The organism is Plantactinospora solaniradicis (assembly GCF_042658085.1).
In the GTDB taxonomy this organism is placed as follows: Bacteria; Actinomycetota; Actinomycetes; order Mycobacteriales; family Micromonosporaceae; genus Plantactinospora; species Plantactinospora solaniradicis.
Genome location: NZ_JBHSPR010000001.1, coordinates 1,102,001 through 1,123,277, shown reverse-complemented (window position 1 = coordinate 1,123,277; position 21,277 = coordinate 1,102,001). Strand labels below are relative to the sequence as shown.

Below are 21,277 nucleotides of genomic sequence, written 5' to 3'. Positions count from 1 at the left end.
CAAACCCCGACCCGATCTGCACCCGGGCGAGGGCTCGCGGCCCAGGTCCGTGATCACTGGTCGGAATTGACGGCGCTCGGCGTTGTCGGGTGGCCCGGTGTGACGAGGCCGGACTCGTACGCGTAGACGACGAGTTGGGCGCGGTCGCGGGCGCCGAGTTTGGTCATGGTGCGGCTCACGTGTGTCTTGGCGGTGAGCTGGCTGATCGTCAGGTGTGCGGCGATCTCGTCGTTGGACAGGCCGGCGGCGACCAGGACGAGCACTTCGCGTTCCCGCTGGGTGAGCCCGGCGAGGCTGGTGGGCGGGTCGGGACGGGGCGGGGTGGAGACGAATTCCTGGATCAGGCTTCGGGTCACGGCGGGAGCGAGTAGTGCGTCGCCGCGTGCGGCGACCCGTACGCAGTGCAGGAGTTCGGCCGGTTCCACGTCCTTGACCAGGTAGCCGCTCGCGCCGGCACGCAGGGCGGCGAAGACGTAGCGGTCGACCGAATAGGCGGTGAGGATGACGATGTGGACGGCTGCCAGGTGGGGGTCGGCGGCGATCTGGCGGGTGGCGGCGATGCCGTCGAGCAGTGGCATCCTGACATCGAGAAGTGCCACGTCGGGCAGGTGCTCGCGAACGAGCTGCACTGCCTGGGAGCCGTCGCCGGCCTCGGCCACTACGGTGATGTCGTCCTCGTTCTCCAGCAGGGCGCGGAAGCCGGCCCTGATCAACGGTTGGTCGTCGGCGAGAAGGACCCGGATCACGGGCGCCCCAACGGCAGTTCGGCCTCGACGCGGAATCCGCCGCCGAGGCGTGGCCCGGTGGTCAACGAGCCCCCGGCGGCCACCGCACGCTCTCTCATCCCGATCAGTCCCATCCCGTGTCGTGGCTCCGCTTGAAGCGGCGCGCCGTCGTTGTCCACGCGCAGGGTGACCGTGTCGCGACGGTATTCGCGGGTCACGGTGACGGCCGCGTGGCCCACGTGGCGCAGCACATTGGTGAGGGCCTCCTGCACGATGCGGTAGGCGGCACGATCGGCCTCGGCGGTCAGGGGCGACACGTCGCCGCGTACGTCGACGGTGACCGGAAGTCCGGCCGCCTCGGCTCGCGCGAGCAGCCTCGGTAGCTTGGCCAGGCCAGCCGTGGCGCCGTCGGGATCGGCCTGGCGGAGTACTCCGAGGGTGGCCCGCAGTTCCCGCATCGCCTCCTGACCGGTTTCCTTGATCGCGGTCAGCGCCGAATGCGCCTGCTCTGGGTTCTTGTCCAGCAGATGGACGGCGACGCCGACCTGTACGTTGATCACCGCAATGCTGTGGGTGAGGGTGTCGTGCAGTTCCTGGGCGATCCAGAGACGTTCTTCGCCGGCCCGACGCAGTGCGGCCTCGTCCCGTGTCCGCTCGGCCTGGACCGCCCGTTGCTCGACCGCCCGCAGGTAGGCGCGGTGGGTCGCCACCATCTGCCCGATCACCCCGACCGCAGTCAGGAAGCCGATCTGCCAGAGCAGGCCGTCGTGGATCTCGAAGTCGGCGCGTGCCGCACCGATCGCGAGGTAGAACCCGGTCGCGTACCCGATGGCCGTCACGATTCCTTCGAGCCGATGCCCGAGGCTGATCAGGGTGTAGACGGCCAGTAGGACGGGCGTGGCGGCGAAGATGCCGGGATACAGCAGGCCGTGGTAGGCCACGCACGCGATGGCGGTCAACGCGGCCACCAGCAGCGGGCGACGGCGCCGCCAGACCAGCGGCAGCGAACCGGCCACCAGTAGTGCGTACCCCGCGAGATCCAACGAACTCTGCCCGCCGGCACGGGGTCCGAACTGACTGCCCGCGATCACTCCGACCGCCACCGCGACCGCGGCGACACCGTCGATGCTCCACCTGGCCATGCGGGCCACGATAGCCGCGTCGTGGGCCGGGCCGAGCCACCCCGAAGAGCAGTTTCGGCGTACTCCGTAGGTGGTACGCCGGCCCTGCTGGCCGGGGATGACCTACCCACGGAGTACGCGGAAGAGCCGATGCGGGAACGACGATCGTGCCGACGTCGACCACGAGCATGGGAACCGTTAACGCCAGGTCTGCTGAAGAAGGTCCACGATGGTCGAGCGCCCGATCGCCCCGCCGACGTCCACCAGCCCGATGCGCGCCCCGACGGTCTGGACCCGACGGACGCAGGTCTTCACCTTCGTTTGCTCGGTCGTCTTCACGATCGGCACCACCGTGCAGACCTTCGTCATCGTCGACCTCGACACGCTCGAACAGATGATGCGGCTGGCAGGCGTGAGCGCGGCGGAAGCGACCGACAGCGCTCCGGGTTTCCTCGCCGGGTTTCGTGTCGTCGGCGCGCTGTTCATCGTGGGCAACGCGCTCGGAATGCTTGCGCTGCGCGGCAGGACCTGGGTCTTCTGGCTGGTAGTCGTGGTCAACGCGGGTCAGGCGGCGGGCGTTTTCATGGTCCCGACCGAGATGTTCGAGGCCGCCGTCGACAACTTCGGCTGGGTCGGTGTCCTGCCCTCGGTGGTCACGGACGGCGGCGCGTTGGTACTCCTCGCCGTGCTGGTCGTCAGCTTCCTCCGGTCCCGCACCCGCCACTGACGGAAGTGGCGGCGGGTTGACGAGGGTCAGGTGCGGTTCATGGCCGAATACCTCACCCAACGACCGACGTGCGGGCCGTTTGCCAGCCGGAGGTGCTCCGTGCCGTTCAGCACGGCACGTCGGTCGAGGCTGACCCGATCACCCACCCGGTAATTGGTGACCACCGAGGTCATCGCGCCGGCCGCATCGATGGTGTACGCCTCGACCGGTGCCAGCGCGATCGACGCCAGGCGCGGGATCCGGTAACCGAGGGGGGCTGCCTCACCGAGCTGGTACGAATGCCCCGGTACCTCTTTCACGTGGTAGCCGGCCAGGTCGCCGTCGCCGATCTCGTACCAGATGTCGCGCTGGTCCTTCACCCGTACGCGCCCTTTGGAGGCTGCCTCACGGGGCTGGAGCAGCCGGATCGGTTTGCTGGCGGTGACGGCTCCATTGCCGTCGAACCGGTACCCGGTGTGGTCACCCGGCTGGAACATGACCTTCCCGGTTATGCCGTGTGGCGGAAAATCGGTGTAGAACAGATCCGCGATCCGCGCGAACGCGGTGTCACCGGTGATCGCAAAGCACTGGATCTGCTGGCCGATGTGGGTGGAGTGGTAGGTGCCCGCGTCATGGGAGTGCCGTAGGCAGTACTTGCTCCGCCACTGCGGGTTGGCGATCTCGCTGTACACGTCCCGGGTCGTGGTCAGCGCGCCCTGCAACAACATCTTGGCGCGCTCGTCCTTGGTCACCACCCAGTAGTCCCACAGGCCGTACGCCGAGAAGGTGTGCCCGTTGTAGGTCCGGTCACCCGTGACGCCCCTCGGGTTCGGGTACTCCTCCAGCCAGAGTTTCCCGTCCACGACGTACACGCCCCAGGGCTTGCCCGCGACCGGGGCCACCAGGTAGGACCTGAAAGTCGCGTCGGCCGCTGTCCGCCACCTGGCCTCGCCGGTGACGGTGAACAGCCGGCAGAAGACGCTGAGCGCCTGCCCCTGGGCCATCATCGAGTACCACGGCGCGGGATAGACATCGTTGGTGCGGTGCAGCCGGTGGCGGAACGGGTACGGGTAGAACCAGCCGTCGCCCTGCAACACCCGCCGGTCGACCAGCCGCTGCGCCTGCTTCCTGGCCCGGTTCAGGTACTCGCCGTTCTTCGTGAGCCGGTGGGCCTCGATCAGGTGCAGGCCGTACTGCGCCTGGGCGACCGGATGGTCGTGGAGCTTCCCGCCGAGCAACGCCATCCGGACACCCGACGAGTCATGCGGACCCGGATCGACAAGCGGCACAGCCGTTTTCAGGTGGTACGGCCGGATCCCGTCCAGAAGTTCGCGGATCTCGAAGTCGTGGTGGTCGAAATTGACCTCGGTGGAAGATCCGAGAAAGAAGGCCGGGCGAGGCTGGCTGGCCGCGAGTTTCGGATCGGTCATCCGGCTGCCACTACAGCCGCTGGCCAGGCCGGCGAAGGCCCCGAGCCCGCCGACGGCGACTGCGCCGCGGATAATGGCACGACGCGAAAAATCGGCATGCAGGGTGTCATTCCTGATGCGGTTCTGCTCCTCCACTGTCGCCCCCCGTCAAGACGCGCCGAGTGCGTCGCCCTCTGCTACCGAGCCTCCGATCCGTCAAAGGCCGCGAGCGCCTAGATGGTTGCATCCAGTCACAAGTTTTTTGTCCCCCCAGGTCAGCGCCCGGCAGATCCGGACGGACCTGCCGGGCGCTGTCGATCGGGGAGTGGTCAGCCCGTCCAGAGGCCGAGATCGATGGTCCGGGTCAGCGTCGCCTGGTCGTCGTCGCCGTCGAGCGACCAGATCATCGCGCCGCCGAGTCGCTGGGACCGGATGAACAGGGTCTTCTGGAGTACGACCGCCGGATCCTCGTACGTCCAGAAGGTCGTACCGTCGTAGAGCCAGGCGGTGCCGGCGCGGAGGTCGCGGTAGACCTTGAAGCCGTTCTGGCCGACCTTGGTCTTGAGCACCTTGTAGTCCTCGTAGCCGGCCTCGAAGGTGGCTGGAGCCGCGCCGCCGGTGGAGGTGCCGAACAGGCCGTTGCGACCGCCGGTCACGCCGGCCCATCCACGGCCGTAGTACGGGATGCCCAGCACCAGTTTGCCGCGCTCGGCGCCCCGGTCGAGCCAGGCGTCGATGGTCCGGTCGACCGCGAAGTCGGGTTCGGTGGCGCCGGCCGGTACCCGCAGCGCGGACTGCTGGTTGGCGACCGGTTCCCAGGTGCCGTGGAAGTCGTACCCCTGCACGGTGGCGAAGTCGAGGTTCTTGAAGACCTTCCGGACCTCGAAGCCCGCGTCGATCGCGGCCGGGTTGGCCGGTACAAAGGCGGTCAGTTCGTAGTGCTTGCGGACCGGCTTGCCGACGGCGTCGAGTTGCCGGCGGAACTCGGCGACCAGCGCGGTGAAGTTCTGTTTGTCCTCGGGTCGATAGACCGTGTCCACGTCGCCGGCCGAGCCCGGCCACTCCCAGTCGAGGTCGATGCCGTCGAAGACCCCGGCGAGTGAGCCCGGTCCGCCGGCACTTCCGTCCGGGTTGGGCAGGTTGCCCTTGATGTAGAGGTCGATGCAGGAGGCGACGAACCTGCGCCGCGACTCGGGGGTGAGCGAGGCGTTGGAGAAGTGCGTCGACCAGCTCCACCCGCCGAGCGAGATCAGCACCTTCAGGTTGGGATGGGCCGCCTTGAGCTTCTGGAGCTGCCCGAAGTTGCCGTTCAGCGGCTCGCCCCAGGCGTCGGCGACGCCGTCGACGCTCTCCTCCGCCGGGACCGGCCGCTGGTAGTCGGCCCAGGCGTCGCCCTCGCCCGGCCCGCCGTCGACGAAGCACCGCCCGTCGGGACTGACGTTGCCGAACGCGTAGTTGAGGTGGGTGAGCCGCTCTGCGGCACCGGAGTCGTCGAGTTTCTTGACCGTGAAGGCCCGGCCGTAGATGCCCCACTGGGTGAAGTAGCCGACCTTGACGAAGCCGTCACGCTGGCCGCCGTCGTGCTTCGACGGTGCGCCGGGGGCGGCCGATGCCGGGGGTACGGCGATGCCGGCCAGCACGGCGGTGACCGCGGTGACGGCGGTTGCGGTGCCGAGTCGACGGAGGACGGATCCGCGCATATGCACTCCTGACGGGGGTTTGGAGCGACAGTATTCGTTAGGAAAGTTTCCGATGACGTGAAAGGTAGGGCCGTCGATGTCGTACGGTCAAGAGCCGTTCGCGCACTGTCATGCCGGCTCCAACGTCGGTCCGATGTGGACGGGCGCCGGACTTAAAGAATATTTAGGAATCTGAACTGATCCACTGGGATCCCGCTTCCGTACCGATCGGTAGCTGCAACCGGCAGCGGACGATCGAGGGAGCGGTGCATGTACAGGCGAAGCAGGACGAGTGGCCGGGCGCGGAAGATCTTCCTGGGCGCGGCGGCGACGGCCCTGCTCGGCGGCGCGTTGGCCGTCGGCACCGGACTCGGCAACGCGGGCGAGAACTGTGCCGGCCTGGACACCGCGCTGCGCAACAACCTGAACTTCATCGCAGGCCAGCAGGCCAACCCGGACGCCCAGTCGGAGGCGCGGATCGCCAACCGGCAGGCCGTGGTCGACCTGATCCAGCAGCGTCGCGCAACGGCCGGCTGCACCGCCGACGTCCGCGCGGACGCACCCGCGCCGCCGCCGGCGGCCGAGCCGACCAAGGCGCCGCCCGCCGCCCCGCCCGCCGCGAAGCCGCCCGCGGCCGAGCCGCCGGCCGCACCGCCGAAGGCGCCGCCCGCCGACTCCGGCGGCGGGGCCGAGCCGGCCGGGAACGTCGTCTGCCAGGGGTCGACCGTGACCCTGTTCAACGAGGATGCCGCACCGGCGGCGTCCAGCGGGACGTTCCCGATCGGTACCACGCTCAGAGTCACGAACCTGGACAACAAAAAGAGCATCACGGTCAAGGTGACCAGCCCTTCGGGGAGTTGCGTCCTGCTCAACAACGCGGCGTTCGAGCAGGTCCGGGAGGCCGGCAAGTTCGTGATCCGGCGGCCAGTGGTCGAGCGGATCGGCTGACCGGCACCGCACCGCCGGCACCCTGGGCCGTCCACCACGGACGGCCCAGGGTCGCTGTGATGGTAGGTAATGTCCGTTTATGTGCTGATTTACGGCAAAACGGCGCACTGTCTCTGCTACGGTCCCTTGGGCGGCAGACTTCGGCTGGCCAGTGTTTGCGGCGGGAGAGGGGAATCAATCGGTGGCCTCCGACCGGACGGGTCTTAATCAATCAGCTTGGCGTCGCAGTTCACGGTGCGTCACCGAGCATCATTGCGTCGAGGTCGCCTCTGCGACTGATGTCATTGCCTTGCGAAACTCCCGGCATCCCGCCGACGTTCTCCTGTTGCCCGGAAGCGTGTGGCGGAACCTGATATCCGGAGTGAAGGCCGGAGTTTTCGAACGCTCAGCTGCCGCACGCGGCTAGGTCGCGGTGGCATCATTCTGTTCTCTGCGTTCCTCGACCGCCGGGCCGACCGATGTGTGGGGCGGGTTCGTGCGAACGTGACGGAGGCCCGGATTTGATGGCGATCAGGTACTCCTCATTGACGAGAACCATGAAGCGGCCGGCCCGGGTACGGGCCTTCCGGTAGAGATGCCAGTCTCCATGGCGTTGCCAGAATAGCCGAGGAACCTCGCTGTCGAAGAATGACTTCAGGAAGTTGCGCGCCTCCCGTTCCGTGAGGCCGCCCCGCTCCCAGGCCCGCGTCCACGATTTGATGACGAGGCTGCAGTAGTAGAACAACCTTTCGTCCACGTGCTCCGGAGACATCCGGGATCCCCAGCATTGGCAGTACTGAGGGTTCTCGATGGCAAGCTTCACGAGGTCCTCCGTGTGCTGGTAGACGGTCTGCAGGCGTTCGTATCTGAACTGGCTGTACTGGACCACCAGAGAGGCGGAAACGACCGTGAGGGCGAGTGCCGCCAATAGGGCGGACGCGGCCCCGTAGGCCTGTCCTATGTTGCTGGCTCTTGAGAAATCGCGTTCACCCCGATAGAGCGCGTCTATGATGACCGGGGACACCGTGGCGACCAGGAGTGCTCCAATGAGGAGGACCGTCGATACAGCGAGCAGCACTGGCCGAACGAGTCTGCGACCCAGGTCGTTCAGGGGCTGGGGCCTTCGAAGCGCCATCCGGTGACTCCTCCGCTGACTGCGGCCGGCTACGGCCAGTCTGACAATTTTGCCCCCTCTTCTCCGATGACTCTGTAGTCATGCATGTTCACTCACAGGCGTGGGTGAACGGTACGTTCGTTCCGAGCCTTGATCCGTCAATCCGTGGAATTTCCATTTCGTTTGTACGTCATAGTCGCGCGCCGGCATGCCGCCATCCGGACTCACTTCCCGTGGGCGGCCCGGCCTACCGTGGCCCCGTCACCGTGACAGGGATGGCCAGAGAAATCGGGCGGCGGCATCGGCGGTTGCCGGGGATGCTCTGGCCTACCGGAGATTCGGGAAGGTCGGCGGGTCGTCCGCGCGATGACGGACGAGCGCGCCGGTGGCCCGTCCTGGGCCGGGCTGACCGTCGAACGGAGCGGACCGGTCCCTCGCCGTCCCGATCGCCGGCTCATCGACGATCTGGACCGGTTCGACAGCAACGGCGGTGGTCCGGGGACTGGCTGGACGATCGGTCCCGCTCGGCTGTCGTTCCAATGGGTGCCGGCGTTTGTGTGCCCCCAAGGGTAATTTCCGATCTGTCTTTACCGGTTCCAATAAAGGCCGATTGCTTTACAGGGGCAAAGACATATGTCAATGTAAATGCGTTGGCCTCGTGCCCGGCGTCCTGAATCGGGCCGGGCGGCGAAATCTGTCAGGTCGGCTCCGTGGTGGGCTGGCTGCTGCATCCATCGGTACCAAAGGGAGTGGTCGTGGTTACGCTAGCCAGGCGGGCGGAGGCGGCGAGGCGGTCGGTCGCGAGGCGGTTCGGTGTCGGGCCGGCACCTCGTGGCCGACTGTTCGTGCTGCGTAGAGCGGTTGACAGGAGCAGCCTGGGGCTGCTGCGGGTGTCTCTTGGGCTGGTGTTCATCTGGTTTGGCGCATTGAAGGCCACCAATGTGACACCCGTGGCGGAGTTGGTGGCCAACACCCTGCCATTTCTTCCGGGTGACCAGATCGTGCCGGCCCTGGGACTCTTCGAGTTCATCCTCGGGGTGGCGCTAATTATCGGACGTTGGACGGGCCTGGTCGTCCTATTGATGATCGGGCATCTGGCCGGTACCTTCCTGGTGCTCGTGATCCAGCCCGAGGTGGCCTTTCTCGGCGGCAACCCGCTGGTCCTGACGATGACCGGAGAATTCGTGGTCAAGAACCTGATCCTCATCTCGGCGGGTCTGGTGTTGGCGACACCCCGGCTGGACCACACGTCGGGTCCGGCCGGCGACCGGCACGGAGCCGGCGATCCGAGTGACGACGGCGATTCGGTTTCGGGTCCGACGGCCGGCGGTCCTGGCGGCCGAGCAGGTTCGAGTTGAGCAGGTTCGAGTTGACCGGAGAGTTCGCGCTGCGCGGTCAGGCGGGGACCGTCGGCAGTTGGTGCGGCATGTTCCAGCCCTCGGCGAGTCTCGACGGGTGCACGTTCCGGCCACCGCCGAAGAACTCGCAGAACTTCATGATCAGCGGATCCCAGCCGACCGGGTCCACATAGTGCGTACCGGGGATGACGAGACGCTCGTCGACGTGGGCGCGTAGCACCTCCACCTCGAAGGCGGTGCACTCCGGGGCGGGGCCGCCGAACGGGTGCGCCGAGCGGACCCGGCACTCCAACTGGATCGGACACTCCGCGACCCGGGGTGGCCGGACCAGTTCCGAGGCCCGCTCGGTCAGGCCCGCGGCCGAGAACTTGTCCGGCTCGTACCGGTAGCCCTGGCGTACCTTGTGCTCCGGTACGGCCCGCTTTCCGGTGGTGAGGGCGATCCGGTCGACGGCGTCGACCATCGACGACGAGGGCAGGTTGAGTACGCATTCGCGCTCGCGCAGCAGGTTCGCCGTCGTCTGGCCGCTGTTGCCCAGGCCGAGCATGGCCGACTGGTTGAGCCACCAGGCGGAGGACATCGGCGCGAGGTTCGCGCTGCCGTCGGAGTTGCGTGAGCTGATCAGCACCACTGGAGTGCCGAAGTACAACACCTTGAGCCCTGGGACGATGTGCATGCGTCAACTCTCGCCGGCACCGGACGGGGAATGCTGGCGGCCATCGGACATCGCGCTGCGCGCGGGTCGACCGATCGGAGCGGCACCGGACCAACGCCCCGATGTGCTGTGGTGGAAGCTGTCGCCGAGCCGGCGGTACGGAGGAGGGCAGGTGGGGCATGGACGGGGTCGATCCGAGCCAGTCCCGGTATGCGCGATTCCCGCCGCCGCCGGCACTGCGCGAGCACGTCGAACACTTCTGGATGATCGAGTCGCCCGGCCGGTCGGAGCCGATCCGGGAGATCCTGATTCCCAACGGCCGGATGCCTCGCCGAGTTTCTGACCGACCGGGTAACCCCGATGTCCGAGCCGGACCTGACCCGGCTGCGTACGGCGGTCGCGGCCATCGAGGAGTCGCGCGGCCAGCTCGAAGTGGCCGAACTCGCCGTCAGGATCGGGGTGGGCTACCGGGCGTTGTACCGACTCTTCGCCGGTCGGCTCGGGTTGTCTCCGAAGCGGTTCGGCGAGATCGTCCGGTACTACCACTTCGTCGGCGGGCTGCTCGGCGGCGGCCCCGGAAACTCGGCGGCGCTGCTGGCCAGCCCGCACGGTTACTACGACCAGGCACACGCGGCCCGGGACTTCAAGCGCTTCACCGGGGTCAGCGCCGGGACCTTCCGCCGGATCGAGCACGGAATCGCCCAGCTGATGCACACCGAACCGCCCCCGCTCCGTTGAGCCGCACGGGTCCCGGGTCTCGGGGGGACGACGGTGGGGAAGATTCGTACAAGACCATCGGGAGGCGGGCGGGCATCGTCGGAGTCGACAGGCCAACGGGAAGGAAGTACTGATGGGTCGGCTCATCCACGTCGAATTCACCGCCGCTGACGTCGAGCAGGCGACGGCGTTCTACGCCACCGCCTTCGGCTGGCGCTTCGAGATGTCCCCGTTCATGCCGGGCTACCACCTGGCGGACACCGGTGCCGGTGCCGGGATCGACGGCGCCGTACTCAGCGCCGACCTCCATTCCCAGCCGGCGATTCCGTGGATCGAGGTCGACGACCTCGACCGGACGATCGAGGCGGTGACCGGGGCCGGCGGATCGGCTGTCGGTGACCGCCACAGCATCCCGGGCCAGGGACACCTGGCCTACGTGCGCGACCCGGCCGGCACCCTGCTCGGGCTCAGGCAGCCGAGCTGGCGCCTCCTCGACGCCGTTCTCCTCAACAGGTGCCGAAGCCCTCGTCGAACAACTGCTGCGCGTAGTGGGCGTACCCGGCGACGGTCTTCCGGACCGTCCGCCCGTCGTGCAGGAACAGGTACGCCCGGTCGCCCTGCCGGGCGAGCAGCCCGTCGAACCGGTACGTCCCCGGTGGCGCGGTCAACCGGGTGGCGGCCGGGTAGGCGGCCCGTACCTGCTCGACCGGGGTACCCGCGGTGACGCCCTCCGGGGTCTTCACCGGTGGGCTGGCCCAGAGCAGCACCAGCCGGTCGTCGGCGAAGACCGGGCTGACCGCCGACGGGTCGGTGAGGCTCGATCCGCAGGCCAGATCCGGCTCGGCATGCAACTGGCCCCGTCGCAGCAGTTCCTGTTCGGTGTCGCCGAACTCGACGTTGCGTACGCCCCGCAGGTTGAGGATGTTCGGCCCCGAGGCCGGGGTCGACGGCGGCTCGTCGGACCCCGTCCGGTACGCGTGGCAGACCGCGATGGTGGCAGCCACCAGCACCGCGGCGATTCGTACGATTTTCCGTGCCTCCATGTCACCCTCCGGGCACACAGAGTAGTTTATCCGTGATTCGTCCGATTCGTCGGGGTCGTACCGCTGGCTCCACAGCAGAATCGACGCCATGACGATCGTCGCGCAGCCGCTGCACGCACGACCACGACCGGCAGACCAGTTGGCCTGGCTCACCGCCGGCTGGCCCGAATTCGTCTTCCACGATCAGGAGACCGCCCGGCATCTCGGCCGGGTCCGCGAACTCTTCGCCGAACTGGAGGTCGTACTGCTCGACGGCGACGAGATCGTGGCGGCGGGCTGGGCGGTGCCGCTGTGCTGGAGCGGCGAGGTCGACGACCTTCCCGCGGGATACAACGACTCACTGGCCCGGGCCCTCGCCGCGTACGACGCCGGGCAGCAGCCCGACACGCTGGCCATCCTCGCCGCCGCCGTCCGTGGCGACCGTCAGGGCCAGGGCCTCGCCGGCAAACTGCTCGGGGCGCTCCGCGAACTCGCCGGGCAAGCCGCGTGGCCCCGGGTGATCTGCCCCGTCCGCCCGACCCTGAAGTCCCGCTACCCGCTCACCCCGATCGACCGCTACGCCGGCTGGACCCGGCCGGACGGATCCCCGTTCGACCCGTGGATCCGTACCCACTACCGGCTCGGCGCCCGGATGGTGGCGACGGCTCCCCGGTCGCAGGTCATCACCGGCACCGTCGCGCAGTGGCAGAGCTGGACCGGGATGACGTTCCCCGACTCCGGCGACTTCGTCATCCCGGACGGGCTGAGCGTCCTGCACATCGACCGCGCCACCGACCAGGGCGTATACGTCGAACCGAACGTATGGCTCCAGCATCGCTGATCGGAGAACGCGGGTCGGGACGACTGACCGGAGGACCGGTCAGGACGACGTGAGTACGTCCTTCGCCACCAGCCGTCCGTCCGCCGCGCAGATCCGGTAGACGTCGAACCGGGGCTGTAGAACGTCGCCGTGCGAGCGGTAGTACCGGCACTGTGCGCCGGCCGGCTTCGGCAACGGATCCGGATCGGGCGGTTCGAGTGCCTCCCGGCTGGGCAGCAGCGGGGCCACCACGGTCCAGTTCTGCCCCACTTCCAGCCCCGCGTACGCCGCCGGACTGAGCACCGAACTGCTGGTCGCGTAGAGGTAGTAGCCGAGCGCCGTGCCGCCCAGCGTCACCGCGAGGGTGGTCAGCACCATCGCCGCGCCGACCAGTCCGCGCCGGGCCTCCCGGTGGACCAGCCGACGCCGGTCCACCGCCGAGGTGGGCTCCGGACTCGGTGGACCGGTCCGCCCGGCCCGGCTGGGCAGCCGCGCGACGACCTCGAAGCCGCCGTCCCGCTCGCCGGCGTGCAGGGTGCCGCCGGCCAGCCGTACCCGCTCACGAAGCCCGACCAGCCCACGTCCGCCACGCCCGCCGCGACCGATGCCGGACGCGGTCCGGGTCGCTGTCCCGGTCTTGGTCCCGATCCCAGTCATGGCCCCAGTCGTGGCCCCGGTCGTGGCTCCGGACCCGGGGCCGGTCGCCGGCCGGGCGTTCACGACGCTCACCAGCACCGTCCCGCCGTCGTCGGAGCCGAGCCGCACGGTGGTCGCGGCGCCCGGGGCGTGCTTGTTGGCGTTGGTCAGCGCCTCCTGCACCACCCGATGGACGGCCCGGTCCACCAGCGCCGGCAACGGCTCCGACGGTTCCTCCCGGTGCAGTTCCACCGGCATGCCCGCCGCGCCGGCCCGGCGCACGAGTTCGGCGACGCTCTCCCCGGCCGGCGGGACCGGCGCCTCGGCGGGTGGATCGTCCCGGAGCACGTCGACCACCTCCCGGAGCTGCCCGGTGGCCGCTGCCGCGCCCGCCCGCAACTGTCCGGCCACCGCGCGGGTCTGCTCGTCGAGCCCGGCGGTGAGTTCCAGCGCGCCGGCCCGGAGCGCCAGCAGGCTCAACTCGTGCCCGAGCGAGTCGTGCATGTCCTCGGCTATCCGGGCCCGCTCGCGCAGCCGTACCTCCCGGGCCAGGATCCGCTGCTCACGCTCCAACTGCTCGGCCTGTTCCCAGCCGGCGGCGAGCAGCTCACGCTGCTGGCGCCGGTACCTGCCCAGCAGCCAGGGAAACAGCCCGGCGTAGATCAGCGCACCGACCTGCGTCGCCCAGCTGATGAAGTCGTACTGGGCCAGTACCACCGGGGTGCCGACCAGCGCCAGCCCGGAGAAGCTCGCCGCCGCCGGCCAGATGCTGGCCATCCGCCGCCCGAGCAGGTAGCTGACCAGCGGCAGGCCGAACGAGTAGTTGCCGTCCAGGGCACAGAGCCCGACCACGACGAGGAGCGGGACCACCGGGGCCCGGCGGCTGACCGCCACCGCGCCGGCCCAGGCCGCCAGCCCGAGGAGCAGAAGCCACAACGGGTACGCCCGGTGGCCGGTCCAGGAGAATCCAACCAGGACGGAGAGCGGTGCCCAGAGCAGGATGTCCGTGACCACGCGCCGCACCGTTCCGACGCTACGGTGCCGAGCGGGCGTCGGCGACCGGGGAACGGCGTCCGGGTACCCGGAAAAATGGCCCGCGGCGACCCTGAGAAAGGTCAGGGTCCGGGGTCGACCATCGGGCGCATCGGCCGACGGGGCCGAATTCGTATCTTCGACCGCATGCTGACAGTGCAAGCCGGGCTGAGTACGGCCCAGGTCGCCGAACGGATCGCGACCGGCCAGGTGAACGACGTACCGGTCCGGTCGGGGCGGAGCGTCGGGGAGATCGTCAAGGCGAACCTGTTCACCCGGATCAACGCCATCATGGGCGTGCTGTTCGGGGTGATCCTCGCCGTCGGCCCGATCCAGGACGCGCTCTTCGGCGGCGTGATCATCGCCAACACGCTGATCGGCGTGATCCAGGAACTGCGCGCCAAACGGACCCTGGACCGGCTGGCGATCGTCGGCGCGGCCCGTCCGGTGGTCCGCCGGGACGGGCACGCCGTCGAGGTGGCCGCCGCCGACCTCGTACTGGACGACCTGATCGAGTTGGGACCCGGCGACCAGATCGCAGTTGACGGGGTGGTCACCGAGGCGGAGCAGTTGGAGGTCGACGAGTCGCTGCTGACCGGAGAGGCCGATCCGGTGGTCAAGCAGGCCGGAGATCCCCTGCTCTCCGGCAGCTTCGTCACCGCCGGCAGCGGGGCGTTCACCGCGACCAAGGTCGGCCGGGCGGCGTACGCGGCCCGGCTCGCCGAGGAGGCCAGCCGGTTCACCCTGGTCAACTCGGAACTGCGCGGCGGCCTCAACACCATCCTGCGGTTCGTGACCTGGCTGATCATCCCGACCGGACTGGCCCTGATCATCAGCCAGTACCTGGTCAACTCGGACAACCTGCCCGAGGCCGTCCGACGGATGGTCGCCGGCCTGGTCCCGATGGTGCCGGAAGGACTGGTGCTGCTCACCTCGGTGGCCTTCGCGGTCGGGGTGATCCGGCTCGGCCGGCGGCGCTGCCTCGTGCAGGAGTTGCCGGCGATCGAAGGGCTGGCCCGGGTCAGCGTCGTCTGCCTGGACAAGACCGGAACCCTCACCGACACCGCCATGGACGTGACCGAGGTACGCCACCTCGACCAGGACGCCCCGGTGGCGGAGGTGCTGGGCATGCTCGGCGCGGCCGACGAGCGACCGAACGCCAGCCTGCGGGCGATCGTCGACGCGTACCCGGCGCCGGGTGGCTGGACCGTCGGGGACCGGACCCCGTTCTCGTCCGCCCGGAAATGGAGCGGCGCCACCCTCACCGACCCGTCCGGGGACACCGCCGACTGGCGGCTCGGCGCTCCAGACGTACTGCTGCCTGCCGCCCACCCGGTCCTCACCGAAGCCGACGCCTACGGCGCCCAAGGACTGCGCGTGCTCCTGCTCGCCCGGCAGGGGTGTGAAGAGGGGGCCCTTCTTCTACAAAAAGCGATAACAAGGGGCCCTTCCTTACATCCGGTGGCGTTGGTGGTGCTGGGGCAGCGGGTGCGGGGGGAGGCGGCGCGGACGCTGCGGTACTTCGCCGAGCAGGGGGTCGCGGTGAAGGTCATCTCCGGGGACAACGCGCTGTCGGTGGGTGCGGTCGCCCGTAGCCTCGGCCTGCCCGGGGCGGAGGATCCGGTCGATGCCCGGGAGTTGCCCACCGATCCGGCGGAGCTTGCCGAGGCCGTGGACCGGCACACGGTGTTCGGTCGGGTCGGGCCGCAGCAGAAACGGGACATGGTCGCGGCACTCCAGGCCCGGGGACACACCGTGGCGATGACCGGCGACGGGGTCAACGACGTACTCGCGCTGAAGGACGCCGACATCGGGGTGGCGATGGGCTCGGGCAGCCCGGCCAGCCGGGCGGTGGCCCAGATCGTGCTGCTGGACAACAACTTCGGCGCGCTGCCGGCGGTAGTCGCCGAGGGCCGACGGGTGATCGGCAACATCGAGCGGGTCGCGAACCTCTTCCTGACCAAGACCGTCTACTCGGTGCTGCTCGCCATCATCGTGGTGCTGAGCCAGGTGCCGTACCCGTTCCTGCCCCGGCACCTGACCATCATCTCGTCGCTGACCATCGGCATTCCGGCGTTCTTCCTGGCGCTCGCGCCCAACAACGAACGGGCCCGGCCCGGCTTCGTCGGCCGGGTGCTGCGGTTCGCCGTACCGGGCGGGCTCGTGGCGATGGCGGCGACGATCACGTCGTACCTCTTCGCCCGGAGTGTCTACGGCGGCGACCTGGCGGCAGAAACCTCGGCCGCGACGCTGACCCTGTTCCTGGTCGGGCTCTGGGCGGTGGCCATCATCGCCCGCCCGTACACCTGGTGGCGGATCCTGCTCGTCGCGGCGATGGGTACGGCGTTCGCGGTCGTGCTGCTGGTGCCGTTCCTCCAGGAGTTCTTCCAGTTGAGCCTGGTCGGAACGACCGCACCGGGGATGGCGGTGGCGCTGGCGGTCGTCGCCGGGTTGCTGCTGGAGCTGATCCGGGCCGGGTTCCGGCCCCGCGTGGCCCGGTGATCGGGACCTCGTTCCATCTAGATCTATCGAAATGTAGCCTCGCGTCGACGGGTTCCGGCGAACGGTCCACGGGGGGCCGTAACGGGACCCGATAGAAGGGGGACACGGGGAGATGAGATCGTCGATGGACAATCGAGGTCGGTCCGGGACGTCCGGCGTCGCCGTCGGGCTGGTCGTCGCGTTGGTCGTCGGGCTCGGGGTCGGAGTGGCCGGTCCGGCATCGGCCGCGTCGAATTCCGAGCCGAATTCCGCGTCGGGCGCCGGGGCGGGTTCCGGGGCGGGTGGGGGCGGGGCGGTGGGCTCCGGCACGGCGGGCGGGATCCGCAGTGCCGGTGCCCCCACGGCGATTCCCGACAGCTACCTGGTGGTGTTGAAGGACACCGGTGCGGCCCGCGCGGCCGTCGGTCAGACCGCCCGGGACTTCACCCGGCGGTACGGCGGAGTCGTCGGCCACCAGTACACGTCCGCGTTGCGCGGCTTCTCGGTGAACGGCAGTGCGGCGGTGGCCAGGAAGATCGCCGCCGACCCGGCCGTCGCGTACGTCGAGCAGAACCAGGTCGTGACGCTCGACGACACCCAGCCGAACCCGCCATCCTGGGGACTCGACCGGATTGACCAGCGGGACCTGCCGCTGAGCAGCTCCTACACGTACCCGTCGAACGGGGGTGAGGGCGTGCACGCGTACGTCGTCGACACCGGGATCCGGATGACGCACCAGGACTTCGGCGGGCGGGCGGTCCAGGGGATCGACCTCGTCGACGGGGGAGCCGCCGACGACTGCAACGGACACGGCACGCACGTCGCCGGAACGATCGGCGGCGCCGCGTACGGGGTGGCGAAGGAAAGCACCCTGGTCGCCGTACGGGTCTTCGACTGCATCGGCGCCGGGGACCTCGCCACGGTGGTCGCGGCGGTCGACTGGATCACCGCCAACGCCGTCGCACCGGCCGTGGCCAACCTGAGCCTCGGCTACACGGCCACGTCGGATCCCGGCGGAACGCTGGAGAACGCCATCGCCAACTCCATCGACGAGGGCATCACGTACGCGGTGTCGGCCGGCAACAACAGCAGTGACGCCTGTGCGAAGACGCCGGCCCGGTTGCCGCAGGCGATCACGGTCGGCGCCTCGGAGGAGGACGACGGAACCTGGCCCAGCACCAACCAGGGACCCTGCGTCGACCTGTTCGCGCCGGGGCTGAACATCGTCTCCGCCGGACACGCCAGCGACACGCAGCAGTTCTACCGCAGCGGTACGTCGATGGCGAGCCCGCACGTGGCCGGGGCGGCGGCGCTGCTGCTCGCCGTGCATCCGGGCTGGACGCCGGCCCAGGTACGCGACGAACTCGTCGAGACGGCCACCCCGGACCGGCTGGACTGGATTTACGAGAACACCGCCAACCTGCTGCTGTACGTCGGCTGACCCTATTCCGGCCGGTCAATACGGGAGTCGCCTCGTCTTCGGGGCGGCTCCCGTACCATTTCCGGCGGTGCCGATTCCGGGCATTTTTGCTCTCCGTCACCCTGGCACGAATTGGTGAGTCGACTGTAGAGCGTTTCTCGTAACGTCTTTCCTGGCCGGGAGAACCCCAGGTCGGAGCAGGGTCAACCGCTGTAACGTCGAGCGCGACAGAACTGTCACCGAATTGACAGTACGGGCGACCCGATTACCGAAGAGGCGAAAGAGGAGAGGCTGCCCGATGAACGTACGACAGAATGGTGCCGCGCGTACCCGGCGGATCCTGGCCGGTGTGAACCTGGCCGCCGCGGCGGTCCTGGCGGGCCAACTGATGGTGGTCGCGCCGGCGCAGGCGGTGCCCGGCCTGGTCCGGGTCCAGAGCACCGGACCCATCGACAGCGACTGGAAGACGACGAACGCGCAGTGCCCGCCCGGGACCACCGTGCTCGGCGGCGGCGGCCGGATCAACACGGCCTCGGGCCAGGTCGTGATGGACACCATGCTGCCGTTGTCCGACGGGAGCGCCTACTCGGTGACCGGTCGGGAGGACGACAACGGGTTCGCCGGAAACTGGTCGATCACCACCACATCGCTCTGCGCCCCGGCTCCCGCCGGCCTGGAGACCAAGACGATGTTCTCTCCGGACAACTCGACCAACAAGTCGGTCACCCTGCCCTGCACGGCCGGGAAGAAGGCGATCGGCGTCGGTGGCGAGCTGTCCGGCGGCCTCGGCCAGGTGATCCTGGAGGAGTTGCGTCCGGACGCCGACCTGGGCAGCGTCACGGTGACCGGCGCCGAGGACGCGAACGGCCACGCCGCGAACTGGAGCATCACCGCCAAGGCGATCTGCGTGACGCCGCCGGCCAGCCTGGAACGGGTGGCGGGGCCGTTCGGCCTGCTCGACTCGACCGACGTCAAGACCAACACCGCCATCTGCCCGGCAGGCAAGCGGGTGCACGGCGTCGGCGGGGAGATCGAGGGTGGCGCGGGCCAGGTCCGGATGACAGGAGTCCTCGCCGCCTCGACGACCTCGGTCACCGTGACCGGGATGGAGGACGAGAACGGCTTCGCCGGCAACTGGGGCGTACGCGCCTACGCCGTCTGCGCCTGACCGTCACCGATGCAGGATCCCCGTTCGCCGTTCGTGGCGGGCGGGGATCCGTTCGTACGCTCACCCGTCTGCCTGGCCGTTGCGGCGATCCGGGTGCCACCGGGCTGCTAGCCCTGCTTGGGTCACCGAAGCACAAAATCTATCGTGGTTGCGGTAGACATTCGGTACCCGAGGGGCTAACGTTCTCTCTCGTAGGGAGAAGCAGGGTCACCAAAGACGCAGACGTACACCGCCCGGCCGTGAGGACACGACGGGTGGACGCGCCGGAGCCGTGCATCATCCGGCCTCCGGCCGGCAGGACGGTCCGTCGCAAGTGCACGGGGCCACGAGGTTGCAAGGGGCTCCGGCAGTGACGGACGCGAAGTGAAAGTGACAGTGGAAGCAGAGGAAAGGGAGGGCCTCACACCGTTGGATCGCCCGCTACCCACGGTTGCGTGCGGAGCGGACACCGTAGTCCCATCGGAACGAAAGGTGGTCTCCGGTCACGATTATGCGATCCTCGCACCATCAGCCGCTTCTCGCGGTCGGTGCGGATACGACAAGCCGACGACAACGTCGGTAGATGGTGTTAAGACCCAAAACCCTGGGCCCCGGTGCACCCGCACCGGGGCCCTCGTATGTGGAGGCTAGATGGGCCAAGACGCGAACGCGTTTCTTGATGACGAGGACTACCCCGCCTACACCATGGGGCGGGCAGCGGAAATTCTCGGAACCACGCCGGGGTTCCTACGCAGCCTCGGCGAGGCGAAGCTGATCGAGCCGCAGCGCTCGGCGGGCGGCCACCGCCGCTATTCCCGTTACCAGCTTCGGCTGGCCGCCCGGGCCCGCGAGCTGGTCGACCAGGGCACGGCCCTGGAGGCCGCCTGCCGCATCATCATCCTAGAAGACCAGCTACAGGAAGCCCTGCGGCTCAACGAGCAGCTGCGGCAGCGGGATCCGGCCGACGGATAGCTGGGGGCCGTCGCCCGTAGCGAAATCCGGTCGGGCTCCTGCCGAGGTGGATCTCCGGCGTGGACACCTTGACCGACACCCACAGGGTCGACGCCCGACGGCTCCGAGGACCCGCCGGGCAACTCCGTGGGAGACGACCGCCGGCCGGGCGTGCCGGGTCACGCCGGACCTGGTTCCATGGTCGGCGTGGCAGACAGCGAACACTCCACGCGATGGGCGGCATGGGCCATCGGCCGGCTGACCGCCGAGTCCGAGCAGGTGGGACCGACCCGGCTGGTGCCGTTTCGGCTGTCACCCGAGTGGGGTGTCGCGCTGTACCTGAAGGACGAGTCCGCGCAACCCACCGGGAGCGTCAAGCACCGCGTGGCGCGGGCGATGTTCCGGTACGCCGTCGCGTCCGGCCGGATCACCGAAGGCATGACGGTCGTGGAGGCCACCGGAGGCAACGCCGCCGTGGCACAGGCGTACTTCGCCCGACTGCTCGGCCTGCCGTACCTCGCGGTGATGCCGGGCAGGGCCGAGCCGGCTCGGGCCGCCGCCGTCGAGGCGCTGGGCGGGCGGTGCGAGTTCGTCATGCCGCCACTGGCGATCTATGAGGCGGCCCAGCGCCTGGCGGCCGAGGCCGGCGGTCACTACCTCGACCAGTTCACCTGGGCCGAGCGTGCCATCGACTGGCGCGGGGACAGCCTGGCCGGTGAACTCTTCGACCAGCATCGGGAGGCTGCCGGAGACGATCCGCAGTGGGTCGTGGTCGGAGCGGGTACGGGTGCCACCTCGGCGTCGCTGGGCCGGCACATCCGGTACCACGGTCTGCCGAGCAGGCTGGCGGTCGTCGACCCGGAGAACTCCGCCTACTTTCCAGGCTGGGCAACCGGTGCCGCCGACTACGCCACCGGGATGCCGTCGCGGATCGAGGGCATCGGTCGGCCCCGGATGGAGCCGGGCTTCGTGCCCTCCCTGGTCGACCTCGTGATCCCGGTCCCCGATGCCGCCAGCGTCGCCGCCGCCCGAGTGGTACGGGCGCGTACCGGGCTGGCGGTCGGCGGGGCCACCGGGACGAACCTGTGGGGAGCCCTGCACCTGGTCGCCGAACTGCGGGACCGGGGGGTCGAGGGCTCGGTGGTGTCGCTGGTGGGCGACGCCGCCGACCGGCACCTGCGTACGTACCACGACGACGGGTGGGCCGCCGGCAAGAACCTCGACCCGGCCCCGTACGCCACGGTGATCGAGAACTTTCTCGCCGGTGGCCGCTGGCTGCCACCTCGGCGCGGCGCCTAGCGGAGGTCAGTTGCCGGGTTGTCTGTTCACGGACCCGGCTGGCCGCCGTACGGTACCG

General features: G+C 69.2%; 19 protein-coding genes and 1 pseudogene. 12 read left to right on the top strand and 8 right to left on the bottom strand.

Translation table 11 applies throughout. From position 1 onward, the window contains the following. Positions 1–53: 53 nt before the first annotated feature. Both ACFP2T_RS05175 and ACFP2T_RS05170 read right to left on the bottom strand, forming a co-directional pair. Positions 54–746, bottom strand: a complete 693-nt coding sequence (locus tag ACFP2T_RS05175) for a response regulator (RefSeq protein WP_377417730.1) — start codon at positions 744–746, stop codon at positions 54–56. Continuing rightward, positions 743–1,867: a sensor histidine kinase gene (locus ACFP2T_RS05170; protein WP_377417728.1), complete on the bottom strand. Its 1,125-nt coding sequence runs from the start codon at positions 1,865–1,867 to the stop codon at positions 743–745. Before ACFP2T_RS05170 ends, ACFP2T_RS05175 begins: the two co-directional genes overlap by 4 nt. Before the next feature lie 208 nt (positions 1,868–2,075). Between ACFP2T_RS05170 and ACFP2T_RS05165 the strand changes: the two genes are divergently transcribed. Then, positions 2,076–2,573, top strand: a complete 498-nt coding sequence (locus ACFP2T_RS05165; RefSeq protein WP_377417726.1) for a hypothetical protein — start codon at positions 2,076–2,078, stop codon at positions 2,571–2,573. A 26-nt stretch (positions 2,574–2,599) separates the two neighbouring features. On the opposite strand, the gene ACFP2T_RS05160 is transcribed toward ACFP2T_RS05165, so the two are convergent. Continuing rightward, positions 2,600–3,982 (bottom strand): D-glucuronyl C5-epimerase family protein, encoded by a 1,383-nt coding sequence (locus tag ACFP2T_RS05160; RefSeq protein WP_377417724.1) that lies wholly within the window; start codon positions 3,980–3,982, stop codon positions 2,600–2,602. Between the two features lie 308 nt (positions 3,983–4,290). After that, on the bottom strand, positions 4,291–5,661 hold the full coding sequence (locus ACFP2T_RS05155) for a glycoside hydrolase family 18 protein (protein ID WP_377417722.1): 1,371 nt from the start codon (positions 5,659–5,661) through the stop codon (positions 4,291–4,293). Between the two features lie 249 nt (positions 5,662–5,910). Between ACFP2T_RS05155 and ACFP2T_RS05150 the strand changes: the two genes are divergently transcribed. Both ACFP2T_RS05150 and ACFP2T_RS05145 read left to right on the top strand, forming a co-directional pair. Next, complete coding sequence (locus ACFP2T_RS05150; protein ID WP_377417720.1) at positions 5,911–6,588, top strand: RlpA-like double-psi beta-barrel domain-containing protein; 678 nt, start codon at positions 5,911–5,913, stop codon at positions 6,586–6,588. A 151-nt stretch (positions 6,589–6,739) separates the two neighbouring features. Beyond that, complete coding sequence (locus ACFP2T_RS05145) at positions 6,740–6,994, top strand: DUF397 domain-containing protein (RefSeq protein ID WP_377417718.1); 255 nt, start codon at positions 6,740–6,742, stop codon at positions 6,992–6,994. Positions 6,995–7,006: 12 nt separating this feature from the next. On the opposite strand, the gene ACFP2T_RS05140 is transcribed toward ACFP2T_RS05145, so the two are convergent. After that, the gene (locus ACFP2T_RS05140) at positions 7,007–7,702 is read right to left on the bottom strand and encodes a DUF6082 family protein (protein WP_377417716.1); all 696 of its coding nucleotides are present in this window, start codon (positions 7,700–7,702) and stop codon (positions 7,007–7,009) included. Positions 7,703–8,391: 689 nt separating this feature from the next. Between ACFP2T_RS05140 and ACFP2T_RS05135 the strand changes: the two genes are divergently transcribed. Further along, positions 8,392–9,039, top strand: a complete 648-nt coding sequence (locus ACFP2T_RS05135) for a DoxX family membrane protein (protein ID WP_377417714.1) — start codon at positions 8,392–8,394, stop codon at positions 9,037–9,039. 37 nt (positions 9,040–9,076) lie between these two features. On the opposite strand, the gene ACFP2T_RS05130 is transcribed toward ACFP2T_RS05135, so the two are convergent. Beyond that, positions 9,077–9,715: a flavin reductase family protein gene (locus tag ACFP2T_RS05130; RefSeq protein WP_377417712.1), complete on the bottom strand. Its 639-nt coding sequence runs from the start codon at positions 9,713–9,715 to the stop codon at positions 9,077–9,079. Positions 9,716–10,054: 339 nt separating this feature from the next. On the opposite strand from ACFP2T_RS05130, the gene ACFP2T_RS05125 reads away from it, so the two are divergent. Continuing rightward, a complete protein-coding gene (locus ACFP2T_RS05125) occupies positions 10,055–10,432 on the top strand; it encodes a helix-turn-helix domain-containing protein (protein WP_377417710.1) in 378 nt (125 codons plus the stop codon). Positions 10,433–10,544: 112 nt separating this feature from the next. After that, positions 10,545–10,862 (top strand): annotated as a pseudogene (locus tag ACFP2T_RS05120) (VOC family protein); the annotation flags it as partial. 55 nt (positions 10,863–10,917) lie between these two features. On the opposite strand, the gene ACFP2T_RS05115 reads toward ACFP2T_RS05120, so the two are convergent. Continuing rightward, positions 10,918–11,454, bottom strand: coding sequence for a hypothetical protein (locus tag ACFP2T_RS05115; protein WP_377417708.1), 537 nt, complete (start codon positions 11,452–11,454; stop codon positions 10,918–10,920). Between the two features lie 88 nt (positions 11,455–11,542). On the opposite strand from ACFP2T_RS05115, the gene ACFP2T_RS05110 reads away from it, so the two are divergent. Further along, positions 11,543–12,274, top strand: a complete 732-nt coding sequence (locus ACFP2T_RS05110; protein WP_377417706.1) for a hypothetical protein — start codon at positions 11,543–11,545, stop codon at positions 12,272–12,274. Between the two features lie 39 nt (positions 12,275–12,313). Here the strand turns inward: ACFP2T_RS05110 and ACFP2T_RS05105 are convergent, their stop codons facing one another. Continuing rightward, the gene (locus ACFP2T_RS05105; protein ID WP_377417704.1) at positions 12,314–13,912 is read right to left on the bottom strand and encodes a sensor histidine kinase; all 1,599 of its coding nucleotides are present in this window, start codon (positions 13,910–13,912) and stop codon (positions 12,314–12,316) included. Positions 13,913–14,068: 156 nt separating this feature from the next. Between ACFP2T_RS05105 and ACFP2T_RS05100 the strand changes: the two genes are divergently transcribed. The 5 genes from ACFP2T_RS05100 to ACFP2T_RS05080 all read left to right on the top strand — a co-directional run bounded on the left by ACFP2T_RS05100 (position 14,069) and on the right by ACFP2T_RS05080 (position 21,219). Continuing rightward, on the top strand, positions 14,069–16,423 hold the full coding sequence (locus tag ACFP2T_RS05100; RefSeq protein ID WP_377417702.1) for a cation-translocating P-type ATPase: 2,355 nt from the start codon (positions 14,069–14,071) through the stop codon (positions 16,421–16,423). A gap of 124 nt (positions 16,424–16,547) precedes the next feature. After that, entirely contained in the window at positions 16,548–17,843 is a 1,296-nt protein-coding gene (locus ACFP2T_RS05095) for a S8 family peptidase (RefSeq protein WP_377417700.1), read from the top strand. Between the two features lie 277 nt (positions 17,844–18,120). Next, on the top strand, positions 18,121–18,990 hold the full coding sequence (locus tag ACFP2T_RS05090) for a hypothetical protein (RefSeq protein WP_377417698.1): 870 nt from the start codon (positions 18,121–18,123) through the stop codon (positions 18,988–18,990). A gap of 630 nt (positions 18,991–19,620) precedes the next feature. Beyond that, entirely contained in the window at positions 19,621–19,941 is a 321-nt protein-coding gene (locus tag ACFP2T_RS05085) for a MerR family transcriptional regulator (protein ID WP_377417696.1), read from the top strand. A gap of 186 nt (positions 19,942–20,127) precedes the next feature. After that, a complete protein-coding gene (locus ACFP2T_RS05080; protein ID WP_377417694.1) occupies positions 20,128–21,219 on the top strand; it encodes a PLP-dependent cysteine synthase family protein in 1,092 nt (363 codons plus the stop codon). The last annotated feature ends 58 nt before the right edge of the window (positions 21,220–21,277 follow it).